The sequence below is a fragment of the Lysinibacillus sphaericus genome, from assembly GCF_006864135.1.
In the GTDB taxonomy this organism is placed as follows: Bacteria; Bacillota; Bacilli; order Bacillales_A; family Planococcaceae; genus Lysinibacillus.
The window spans coordinates 22096-33198 of record NZ_SADV01000037.1 but is presented as its reverse complement, the minus strand read 5'-3'; the positions used below and the strand labels follow the sequence as shown (position 1 = coordinate 33198).

Annotated in this window: 10 protein-coding genes and 4 tRNA genes; 12 read left to right on the top strand and 2 right to left on the bottom strand. The window is 39.3% G+C overall.

The window, feature by feature from the left end:
- From C7Y47_RS23380 to C7Y47_RS23330, 11 genes are all read left to right on the top strand, one after another.
- Positions 1-76: transfer RNA gene (locus C7Y47_RS23380), tRNA-Val, on the top strand.
- Between the two features lie 14 nt (positions 77-90).
- Positions 91-174, top strand: a tRNA-Tyr gene (locus C7Y47_RS23375).
- 16 nt (positions 175-190) lie between these two features.
- A tRNA-Gln gene (locus C7Y47_RS23370) sits at positions 191-265 on the top strand.
- Between the two features lie 14 nt (positions 266-279).
- Positions 280-352, top strand: a tRNA-Lys gene (locus C7Y47_RS23365).
- Positions 353-527: 175 nt separating this feature from the next.
- On the top strand, positions 528-1433 hold the full coding sequence (gene rocF / locus C7Y47_RS23360) for an arginase (RefSeq protein ID WP_142510935.1): 906 nt from the start codon (positions 528-530) through the stop codon (positions 1431-1433).
- A 133-nt stretch (positions 1434-1566) separates the two neighbouring features.
- Positions 1567-2130 carry an RNA polymerase sigma factor SigW gene (gene sigW / locus C7Y47_RS23355; RefSeq protein WP_100542806.1) on the top strand — a complete coding sequence of 188 codons (564 nt, stop codon included), beginning with the start codon at positions 1567-1569 and terminating at the stop codon, positions 2128-2130.
- A 13-nt stretch (positions 2131-2143) separates the two neighbouring features.
- Positions 2144-2770: an anti-sigma factor family protein gene (locus tag C7Y47_RS23350; RefSeq protein WP_142510934.1), complete on the top strand. Its 627-nt coding sequence runs from the start codon at positions 2144-2146 to the stop codon at positions 2768-2770.
- Positions 2771-2919: 149 nt separating this feature from the next.
- On the top strand, positions 2920-3756 hold the full coding sequence (gene cdaA, locus C7Y47_RS23345) for a diadenylate cyclase CdaA (protein WP_185903583.1): 837 nt from the start codon (positions 2920-2922) through the stop codon (positions 3754-3756).
- Positions 3749-4834, top strand: coding sequence for a CdaR family protein (locus C7Y47_RS23340; protein ID WP_142510933.1), 1086 nt, complete (start codon positions 3749-3751; stop codon positions 4832-4834). Before cdaA ends, C7Y47_RS23340 begins: the two co-directional genes overlap by 8 nt.
- A 285-nt stretch (positions 4835-5119) precedes the next feature.
- Entirely contained in the window at positions 5120-6472 is a 1353-nt protein-coding gene (gene glmM / locus C7Y47_RS23335; RefSeq protein ID WP_142510932.1) for a phosphoglucosamine mutase, read from the top strand.
- Positions 6473-6625: 153 nt separating this feature from the next.
- A complete protein-coding gene (locus C7Y47_RS23330) occupies positions 6626-7147 on the top strand; it encodes a type 1 glutamine amidotransferase domain-containing protein (protein WP_142510931.1) in 522 nt (173 codons plus the stop codon).
- Between the two features lie 291 nt (positions 7148-7438).
- On the opposite strand, the gene C7Y47_RS23325 is transcribed toward C7Y47_RS23330, so the two are convergent.
- Both C7Y47_RS23325 and C7Y47_RS23320 read right to left on the bottom strand, forming a co-directional pair.
- The gene (locus tag C7Y47_RS23325) at positions 7439-8011 is read right to left on the bottom strand and encodes a hypothetical protein (protein ID WP_142510930.1); all 573 of its coding nucleotides are present in this window, start codon (positions 8009-8011) and stop codon (positions 7439-7441) included.
- Positions 8001-8342: a PadR family transcriptional regulator gene (locus C7Y47_RS23320; RefSeq protein WP_221887682.1), complete on the bottom strand. Its 342-nt coding sequence runs from the start codon at positions 8340-8342 to the stop codon at positions 8001-8003. The genes C7Y47_RS23325 and C7Y47_RS23320 overlap by 11 nt, the downstream gene beginning before the upstream one ends.
- Before the next feature lie 825 nt (positions 8343-9167).
- Here C7Y47_RS23320 and glmS point away from each other — a divergent pair.
- Positions 9168-10970 carry a glutamine--fructose-6-phosphate transaminase (isomerizing) gene (gene glmS / locus C7Y47_RS23315; protein WP_142510929.1) on the top strand — a complete coding sequence of 601 codons (1803 nt, stop codon included), beginning with the start codon at positions 9168-9170 and terminating at the stop codon, positions 10968-10970.
- Positions 10971-11103 lie beyond the last annotated feature (133 nt).

Genomic DNA, 11103 nt, shown 5'->3' with positions numbered 1-11103 from the left:
GGAGGATTAGCTCAGCTGGGAGAGCATCTGCCTTACAAGCAGAGGGTCGGCGGTTCGAGCCCGTCATCCTCCACCATAATGTGTTATTTCGGAGGGGTAGCGAAGTGGCTAAACGCGGCGGACTGTAAATCCGCTCCTTAGGGTTCGGCGGTTCGAATCCGTCCCCCTCCACCAGTTTTTTATAAATGATTGGGGTATAGCCAAGCGGTAAGGCAACGGATTTTGATTCCGTCATGCCTAGGTTCGAATCCTAGTACCCCAGCCATATTTATTTTTTTTGAGCCATTAGCTCAGTTGGTAGAGCATCTGACTTTTAATCAGAGGGTCGAAGGTTCGAGTCCTTCATGGCTCACTTTTATAACTAAAAAAAGTGTAACATTAACTACAGATACTAATCTCTTGCTGAAAACAGCAGGAGATTTTTTTATGCTCTTTTAAATTGCATAAATATTCATAAAATTGCGAGGTTGAGCCAAGAAGGATGCAGGCTTTACAATAGTCTTACAATCTAAAGGGGGTATGAAAAAATGAATAAACTAAATGTTTCTATTATTGGTGTACCAACAGATTATGGGCAAACTCGCAGAGGGGTAGATATGGGGCCGAGTGCTATTCGTTATGCAGGCGTTGTAGAGCGCTTGGAGGCAATAGGGCATGTAGTATATGATCAAGGGGATATACGTGTTAGTCAAAAACAAGAAGGCACTATTGTTGATAAACAGCTACTTAATTTAGAGGAAGTTATCGATGTAAGTACATCTTTGGCGAAAAGTGTAAATGAAGCAATTGAACAAAAGGAGTTTCCACTTGTACTTGGTGGCGACCATAGTATTGCTATTGGTACTCTTGCAGGGCTAGGTGAGCATTATAAAAATTTAGGCGTTATTTGGTTTGATGCGCATGCTGACTTAAACACACCTGAAACGACGCCGTCTGGTAATATACATGGTATGCCATTAGCTGTAAGCATTGGACTTGGTCATGAACGGTTAGTGAAAATTCGTAATAATATACCGAAAATTAAACCTGAAAACGTTATTATTATAGGAGCGCGTTCTGTAGATCCAGGAGAACGTGAATTAATTAGCCAGCAAGGAATCAAAGTATATACAATGCATGAGGTAGATCGTCTTGGAATGACGCGTGTAATGGAAGATGCTCTAGGTTATTTAAGGGAGCGCAATGTAGATGGTTTGCATTTATCACTTGATTTAGACGGTTTAGATCCACTTTATACGCCAGGGGTTGGGACACCTGTACCTGGTGGTATTACATATCGAGAAAGCCATTTGGCAATGGAAATGCTTCAGGAATCAGGTATGCTAACATCTGCTGAATTCGTTGAAGTTAATCCGATTTTAGATGAGAAGAATAGAACTGCCGATGTTGCAGTAGCATTAATGGGCTCTTTATTTGGCGAAACTCTAGTTTAAAGAAATTTAACAAAAAATTGCCTATTGCCACAATGTATAAAAATCTTTTGCTATAATTAATAATAAAACGAAACTTTTCTTATCGATAGGCCGTATAGTATAAGACAGTTGTAAAGGTGGAGAAATTAACACAATGGATGCGTTAGTAAACAAGAAAATTAAACAAGTGCTTAAAGGTGATCAAAACGCATTTGCAGATATTGTGAGTCTCTATCAGCACAAACTGTACCAAGTATGCTATAGGATGTTAGGGAACAAGCAAGAATCTGAGGACATTGCACAAGAAGCTTTTGTTCGTGCCTATATGAACTTGCATACTTTTGATCAGAAAAGAAAATTTGCGACGTGGCTTTATCGTATAGCGACAAACCTTTGTATAGACCGTATCCGGAAGAAAAAGCCGGATTACTATTTAGATGCAGAAGTAGCTGGTACAGAAGGACTTGATATGTATTCGCAGATCGCAGCAGATGACCAGCTACCTGAAGAACAGATAGAGCAAATGGAACTGCAAGATCGCATTCAATATGAAATTGGACGTTTGCCTGATAAATACCGTTCAGTTATAGTATTAAAATATATTGAAGAATTATCATTACAGGAAATTAGCGAGATATTAGATATGCCTCTTGGAACGGTGAAAACGAGGATTCACCGCGGACGTGAAGCGTTACGAAAGCAATTAAACAATCTGTAGGAGGGGAAGCGTCATGAATACTTGTCCAGAGCATATAATAGACTATATCCATGATTATTTAGATGGTGACATTAGTCGTGAGCATGAGCAAGAGTTAAAACGACATTTGCATACATGCAGTGATTGTAAACAGTTGATGCAGGAATTAAGTGAAACAATCGCCTTTGTGAAGAGCGCTTCCCACATTACATCACCTCCGCATTTTGAAGAAGCCGTGATGGCTCGTTTACCGAAACCCAAAAGTCGTGTAGGGATGCAAAAGTGGATTCGTCGGCATCCACTCTTTGTGGCAGCAGCAGTTTTTTGTTTATTCATGAGTGCAACTTTACTAGGTAGTTTTATGGATGACCGACAGTTCTCCGTGACTAAACAGCCAAACCTAGTTGTTGAAGGTCAAACGGTTATTGTGCCGAAGGGTGAAGTTGTAAAAGGCGACATTATTGTTAAAAATGGTGATTTAATTGTTGAGGGTGAAGTGGATGGCAATGTCACTGTTATTAACGGGCAGTATATGGCATCTTCGGCAGTTGTTTCGGGAAAAATAGAAGAAATTGACGAAGTATTCGAATGGCTTTGGTATACGATTAAAAATTCAGTGAAGTCTGCTGTAACATTCGAGGAGAAACAAGCAACTAAATAACACTCTATACGTCCTAATAGATAGTGCACGTGAGAGGCTGAAAGGTCTACTCTTTTGAGTAGACTTTTTATTTGAAAAAAGTTACATTTGATAAGAATGTGCTATACTTATATGTGTATGGATTCGCAATGAAAAGTGGGGGATGCCACGTGCAAATTATCGAACATTTCGCTAATTTAACACCTGTGAATATTGTTATTAACTTATTAGATGTACTGCTCGTATGGTACGTTATTTATAAAATTTTAACCCTCATTAAAGGTACAAAGGCTGTCCAATTATTAAAAGGCATTTTCGTCATTATTATTGCGCGCCTTGCTACAGACTTTTTTGGGTTAGAAACGTTAGGTTGGATGTTAAAACAAGTCATCGAATTCGGTTTCTTGGCGATTATTATCATTTTCCAACCTGAAATAAGACGTGGTCTTGAACAAATTGGTAGAGGGAAGTTGTTCCAACGTTCGATTAGTCAAGTTGAAGAAGAACAAACAAGGCTTATTGAGGCGATGAAGAAATCTGTTAGTTATATGGCCAAGCGTCGTATAGGGGCGTTAATTTCTATTGAAAAAGAAACTGGTCTAAATGAATATATTGAAACAGGTATAGGTCTAAATGCTGAGATTTCATCTGAATTATTGATCAACATTTTTATACCTAATACACCGCTACATGATGGAGCGGTTATCATGCAAAAAGATAAAATATCGGCAGCGGCTTGTTATTTACCGCTTTCTGAGAGTCCGTTTATCTCAAAAGAGCTTGGGACACGTCACCGTGCTGCACTTGGCTTAAGTGAAGTGACAGATGCCATTACTATTGTCGTATCAGAGGAAACCGGTGCCATTAGTATTACACTGAATGGTAATCTACACCGAAATCTTTCTTTAGAAGAATTCGAAGGACTGTTACGTAAAATGTGGTTCGGATCAGCACAGGAATCAAATGCAGCCTCTAAGTTAACTTGGAGGGGGAAAAAGAATGGATAAAATGTTGGATAGCCCTTGGGTGTTACGAATTGTTGCGCTAATTTTAGCCTTATTGTTATTTTTCTCCGTTCGTGCTGAATTATCTCCTTCAAATAAAACAATAATGAGTGAGCAAACAGCGGTAATCCGAGATGTACCAGTAGATGTTTTTTATGACGATAAGAACCTCATTGTAACAGGGATACCAAAGACAGTAGATGTTACGATAAAAGGTCCAATGACACTCGTTTTACAGGCTCAAGCGTCGAAGGATTTTTCTGTATTTGCAGATTTGAGTAAATTACTCATAGGTGAGCATAATGTTCGGCTACAATACGAAAATATTTCGGAGAAGTTGCAAGTTACATTAGACCCTGCGATTGTAAAGGTTAACATTGAGGAAAAGGTCACACAAGAGTTTCGTGTTGACCCTGAGCTAAATACTCGTTTACTTGAAGAAGGATATATTTTAAATGGCATGATTGCTAATCCAGCTACGGTGTATATTACAGGTGCCAAAAGTGCAATTGAAAATATTAGCTATGTAAAAGCTACTGTAACGGGTGAACAAGGCTTGAAAGAACCGTTCTCACAAGTAGCGGCAGTTAAAGTACTAGATCGTGATTTAAATAAGTTAGACGTGACGATTGAACCAGGAACTGTGAAGGTAGAAGTAGATATTGGGGCTTACAGTAGAGAGTTGCCTGTTGTGCTGAAGGAAATAGGAAAAGCAGAGAATGGTATTACCGTCAACCAATTAACAATTAGTCCTACAAAGGTGAGAGTATACGGTAGAAAATCTATGATAGATACTTTAACTGCAATACCATTAGAGGTTGATTTATCAAAAATTACAGAATCAAAAACTTATGAATTTGAAATGAAATTGCCAGAAGGTGTGACAAAAATATCTGACCCAAAAATTAAAGTGAAGGCAGATATTACGAAGGTAGAGCAGGAAAAAACAACAACGACAACAACTACTAACCCTCCTGCTCCTACACCTACTCCTTCGCCACCTTCAGAGGAGACTAGCACTCCTTCTGATAACAACACGCCGCCGCCTACTGATAAAACAGAAGAAGATATTGATTCTTAAACAATAACTGACTATAATTTTATTTTGATTCAGTAGAGATTTCGTTCTCTATCGGTAAAGGTATTCTTTAACGAGAAGAAGTTACTTAGGCTAAAATCAAAATACCCTATGCTAAAATTTATCTGTGCTTATTAACAAGCCCAGATAAATTACATAGGGGCATAATTAATAGTTACCAGTGAATGAACGAAAATAGACTTTTCCAAAAGTAAGCAGACGAGTGTTCTAGTTGTCAGCATAGACAAGCATGACCGCCGTCTTGCATTGAAGGAGAGAATAATTAAAATGGGTAAATATTTTGGAACAGATGGCGTCCGTGGCGTCGCGAATAGTGAATTAACACCGGAGTTTGCATTTAAACTTGGCCGTGTAGGTGGTTACGTTTTAACGAAGGATGCAACTGACCGTCCAAAGGTTTTAATCGGTCGTGACACACGTATTTCAGGTGAAATGCTTGAAGGTGCACTTGTAGCTGGTCTTTTATCAATCGGCGTAGAGGTAATGCGTCTTGGTGTTATTTCGACACCAGGTGTGGCCTATCTTACTCGAATGATGAGCGCAAATGCAGGCGTTATGATTTCAGCTTCACATAACCCAGTAGCTGACAATGGTATTAAATTTTTCGGTCCTGATGGCTTTAAGCTAACGGACGCGCAAGAAGCTGAAATCGAAGCAATATTAGATGCTCAAGATGATACTTTACCACGTCCAATAGGGGCAGATTTAGGTTCTGTAAGCGACTACTTCGAGGGTGGACAAAAATATATTCAATACTTAAAACAAACAGTGGCTGAAGAATTTGAAGGCATCCACGTAGCATTAGATTGTGCGCATGGCGCTACGTCTTCGCTAGCTACACACCTATTTGCAGATTTAGAAGCGGATATCTCAACGATGGGTGCCTCACCAACAGGCTTAAATATTAATGACGGTGTCGGTTCAACACATCCAGATGGATTAGCTAAATTTGTCACAGAAAAGGGTGCTGATGTTGGTTTAGCATTCGATGGCGATGGTGACCGTTTAATCGCAGTAGATGAAAACGGTAAAATTGTTGATGGTGATCAAATTATGTTCATCATTGGTAAGCATTTAAATACAGTTGGTCGCTTGAAAAAGCAAACAATCGTTTCGACGGTTATGAGTAACATGGGCTTCTACAAAGCTGTTGAAGATAACGATATGCATAGTGTACAAACAGCTGTAGGTGATCGTTACGTTGTGGAAGAAATGCGTGCTAATGATTATAATCTTGGTGGCGAGCAATCTGGTCATATTGTTTTCCTAGACTTTAACACAACTGGAGATGGCTTATTAACAGGTATTCAGCTTGTTAACATTATGAAGGCTACAGGTAAAAAACTATCAGAGCTTGCTTCTGAAATGAAAATTTTCCCGCAGCGTTTAGTCAACGTACGTGTAACAGACAAGCATGCTGTGACAGAAAATGCAAAAGTTGCTGCAGTGATTGCTGAAGTAGAAGCAGATATGGCTGGTAACGGTCGCGTGTTAGTGCGTCCTTCTGGTACTGAGCCACTTGTACGAGTAATGGTGGAAGCGGCTACAGAAGAAGACTGTGAGCGTTACGTAGAGCGTATAGCAGATGTTGTCCGTGCAGAAATGGGCTTAACTGAATAAATAGTATGAACTCGATTTCCTTTGATAGGAGGTCGAGTTTTTATTTTTTTGTTCCTTACAAATGAAATTGAAGGATTGAACAAAAAATGAATGCTTTCGAAAAGAATGGGAACAGTAGTACAGAGTCACAATAACAAGGAGTGTTATATTGCAATGGCTAAAATTGCTACAGTGATTACCAATATGTTTGAGGACGCTGAGTATACAAGTCCTAAAGGAGCATTAGAAGCGGCAGGTCATGAACTAATAACGATTGATACGACGGCAGGCATTGAAGTAGAAGGTAAGAATGGAGAGAAAGTAAAAATCGATAAAGATATCGATGAGGTAAATGCTTCTGAATTTGATGCATTATTCATCCCAGGCGGTTTTTCTCCTGATATACTACGTGTAGATGATCGTGTTGTGGCATTTGTCAAAGAATTTATGGATGAGATGAAGCCGACCTTTGCTATTTGTCATGGACCTCAATTACTCGTTACGGCAAAAACATTAAATGGTCGTGACGCAACTGGCTACAAATCGATTCGTGTAGATTTAGAAAATGCAGGTGCGATATTTCATGACGAGGAAGTGTTTGTTTGCCAAAAGCAATTGGTAACAAGCCGCACACCGGAGGATCTACCAGCATTTAATCGAGAAATTGTAAAATTATTGGAGAGTAACGAAGGCTAAGCTTAAAAGGCACAAGTAGTTTGCCTGTGCCTTTTATGTTTTAACTTCTTTCAGCGAGTGTCCAAGCATCCGTAAAAGAAGTTAAAGCCCTCCGGTGGATGTCACGAAAATCGGAAAAGGAGTTAATAAAGGATGCTAGCCTAAAATTATCGCATCCATGCGATAACAGCTAACTGACCTGCATAGGTGCCGCTGCCGCTACGCTTTCGCACAAAAACATTTGCGAGCATAAGCACAATCCCGATTCCGGCGCAATTATGCCGATGCATAGTTATTCTAATTAAAACAGCCCTACTTCTTTTTCAACGCAATAATAGCATTGGTAATTTGCCCGAGTCCGATACCAATGATAATGCCAACACCAGCGCCAATTGCCGTGTTAATCCAGCCTCTATCAACAAAAGCTTCATATCCACCGCCAGATAGAAAACCGCTTAGTCCGCCAATACCTAATCCTAAAAATAGAAAGCCACCATAAAACAGTCCGATTGCCTCATAATCTGCGGGATCACGATTTTCGTAATACTGCTGAAAGCGTTCATTTAAATCCTCAGATTGCTCAGAATTACTGGCGAATTGCAATTCCTCGCTAGCCTTATTAAAAGCTTCTTGCTCCGTTAAACCTTGTGACATTAAATCATTCATATAATCGCTCATATAGAGTATCATGTCATCTTGTGCTTCTCGCCCCTGATCGGAACGCCCTTTAAACTTCGACAATTGCTTGTCAATTTTCCGTTTAGTTTGCCCACTTTTCTTGCGCAGCTTTTCTATATAAGTCATCTCAGCGTCCTGCAAATAATTCTGGGATTGTTCTTTCGTAAAACGATTAATTCTCTCCTGAATTTCACGACTAAAGCTCATGTTTGTTCCCTCCATTATTTCTTAAAATTTCAATACGACTACTTAAAAAATCCCATTTAGCCCAGAAGGATATTAATTTTTCTCTTCCTTGTTCATTAAGCGTATAAAATTTCCTTGGTGGACCCATTTCAGATGGCTTTTTGACAATATTGACAAGGCGATTTCTTTCCAATCGCATAAGTAACGCATATACAGTTCCTTCAGCTATGCCCTCGAACCCCATCTGCGTGAGATATTTGACAATCTCATAACCATATATTTCACCACGGCTAATGATTTCTAATACAATCCCTTCTAAGACTCCTTTGAGCATTTCACTCAGATTATCCATGATCTCACCCCCAGGCTAGCTTTACCTGTACTAAGTGTTGCTAAGTACTGTATATAATATTGCTAAGTAGTGGCTTTGTCAAGCAATAAAAGAATGGGATTTCTCCAGGTAGATAGTTACTTTTGGACGATTTATCTTCGACACTGTTCAAAATAAATCCATAGCCGAAATATTTATTGCTGACATAAGGAAAAAACATCATAGTTTAAACTTCTTTATGTAACGTAAGTGAAGCGGCAGCTCAATTATGCCAAGGCATAAATCTCAAGATAGGCTTTATAGCAGATTGTTTGTCTACTTTTTGTCACTGAAAAGTAGGGTAAATAGGTGTTTTTTATAACGAAAATTTGACGTATAGCATATGATTGAGTATGATGGAGAAGTTGAATATGAGGTCCGACCTTATCATTTAACGAGAGCGCATAAGGAGGGAAGAAAGCGCAAAATCGGAAAACAATTATAGCGCCTGAGCTGAAGAAATTGGACGAAACTATCTTCAGCAGACGAGGTGGAGGTTTATCGAAAGTTCGGCGGATGCCTCCCGATCGACGTACCCGATTGTCACTTTTCATTTTGAAAGCATTTAAGCGATTGAATGTACAGAAAATGAAAAAGGTATAGTTAAAGCAATAGATAAATAGAGAAACCGCACGTATCGAATGGGTACTGTTCAGATGGCTGAATGGGTGTTAACAATGTGCATGTATTAGTTTGCTTATTTTACATAAAAAATTAGCATGGCTTTTACATTCATTAAAAAATTCGATAGGTTGAGGTCTAGTTTGTCGTTGCGTCAAATTGACAATATCGGAGGAAAAGAAATTTATGTGTGGAATTGTAGGATATATTGGAGAATCAGATGCAAAGGAAATTTTATTAAAAGGTTTAGAGAAACTAGAGTACCGTGGCTATGATTCAGCGGGTATCGCAGTACGTAACGAAGATGGTGTAACAGTCTTTAAAGAAAAGGGACGTATTGCAGATTTACGTGATGCAGTGGACGAGGACGTTGCTGCTAAAGTGGGTATCGGCCATACACGTTGGGCAACTCATGGTGTGCCAAACCGTTTGAATGCACACCCTCACCAAAGTGCATCAGGACGTTTTACGCTAGTACACAACGGAGTTATCGAAAACTATCATTTATTACAAAAAACTTATTTAAAAGGTATTCCGATGAAATCTGATACAGACACAGAGGTCATCGTGCAATTAGTAGAGCTATTTGTGAAAGAAGGTTTAAGCACGGCTGAGTCATTCCGTAAAACATTATCTTTATTACATGGCTCTTACGCATTAGCTCTATTAGATGCAGAAGCGGCAGATACAATTTTCGTTGCGAAAAACAAATCTCCACTTTTAGTTGGTGTTGGTGAAGGCTTTAATGTTGTAGCTTCAGATGCGATGGCAATGCTACAGGTAACAGATCAATATGTGGAGCTACACGATAAAGAGGTCGTAATCGTACACAAAGCTAGCGTTGAAATTACAAAGTTAGACGGTACATTAGTAGAACGTTCTCCATATACAGCTGAGCTTGATATGAGCGATATTGAAAAAGGTACGTACCCTCACTATATGTTAAAAGAAATGGATGAGCAGCCAACAGTTATTCGTAAAATCATTCAAGCGTACGAAGGTGAGAATGGCGAATTAACAATTGACGCTACTATTTTAGAAGCATTACAAGCAGCAGACCGTCTATATATTATTGCAGCCGGCACAAGCTATCATGCAGGTCTAATCGGTAAGCAATATTTTGAAAAAATGGCTGGTATCCCAGTGGAAGTTCATATTTCAAGTGAATTCGGCTACAATATGCCATTACTTTCAGAAAAACCATTGTTTATCTTTATTACACAATCAGGTGAAACAGCAGATAGCCGTCAAGTACTTGTGAAAATTAAAGAGCTTGGTTATCCAACATTAACGATTACAAACGTACCTGGCTCTACACTTTCACGTGAGGCAGACCATACATTGTTATTACATGCAGGTCCAGAAATTGCGGTAGCCTCTACAAAAGCGTATGTAGCACAAGTAGCTGTACTTGCTCTAACAGCATATGTAACAGCGAAAGCTAATGGCAAAGGCTTAGAATACGATTTAAAACAAGAACTTGCGATTGCAGCAAACGGTATCCAAACAATTATCGATTCAAAAGATGTTTTAGAGGATATTGCTGAGGACTACTTAAAAATCGCACGCAACGCATTCTTCATCGGCCGTAACATAGACTTCTATGTAAGTCTTGAGGGTGCCCTAAAGCTAAAAGAAATCTCTTATATCCAAGCAGAAGGCTTTGCAGGTGGCGAGCTAAAACACGGAACAATTGCCTTAATCGAAGAAGGTACACCGGTGTTTGCCCTTGTTACACAAGCAACAGTAGGATTAAACATCCGTGGTAACGTCAAAGAGGTAGCAGCACGTGGAGCATACCCATGCATTATTGCCATGGCTGGCGTAGATGAAGACGGTGACCGTTTAGTAATCCCTCAAGTTCATGAATTACTAACACCACTAGTTTCTGTAGTGCCATTACAATTAATTAGCTATTACGCAGCATTACACCGCCGCTGTGATGTGGATAAACCACGTAACTTGGCTAAATCAGTGACTGTTGAGTAATTGTTGAGATAGAGTTCAATTGTGATGTAGCTTTGAAATAAAGTTGCGATGTTTATAAAAAAGATACGATGTTTAAAATAAAGTCGCGACGATTGTAAAAAAGTTGCGAAGCTTTACCCCTTTGGTTATTATT

What these genes read in the sequence shown, in the direction of transcription:
- rocF (WP_142510935.1), top strand. Translation starts at nt 528, where the DNA reads ATGAATAAACTAAATGTTTCTATTATTGGTGTACCAACAGATTATGGG.
- sigW (WP_100542806.1), top strand. Translation starts at nt 1,567, where the DNA reads ATGGATGCGTTAGTAAACAAGAAAATTAAACAAGTGCTTAAAGGTGAT.
- C7Y47_RS23350 (WP_142510934.1), top strand. Translation starts at nt 2,144, where the DNA reads ATGAATACTTGTCCAGAGCATATAATAGACTATATCCATGATTATTTA.
- C7Y47_RS23340 (WP_142510933.1), top strand. Translation starts at nt 3,749, where the DNA reads ATGGATAAAATGTTGGATAGCCCTTGGGTGTTACGAATTGTTGCGCTA.
- glmM (WP_142510932.1), top strand. Translation starts at nt 5,120, where the DNA reads ATGGGTAAATATTTTGGAACAGATGGCGTCCGTGGCGTCGCGAATAGT.
- C7Y47_RS23330 (WP_142510931.1), top strand. Translation starts at nt 6,626, where the DNA reads ATGGCTAAAATTGCTACAGTGATTACCAATATGTTTGAGGACGCTGAG.
- C7Y47_RS23325 (WP_142510930.1), bottom strand. Translation starts at nt 8,011, where the DNA reads ATGAGCTTTAGTCGTGAAATTCAGGAGAGAATTAATCGTTTTACGAAA.
- C7Y47_RS23320 (WP_221887682.1), bottom strand. Translation starts at nt 8,342, where the DNA reads ATGGATAATCTGAGTGAAATGCTCAAAGGAGTCTTAGAAGGGATTGTA.
- glmS (WP_142510929.1), top strand. Translation starts at nt 9,168, where the DNA reads ATGTGTGGAATTGTAGGATATATTGGAGAATCAGATGCAAAGGAAATT.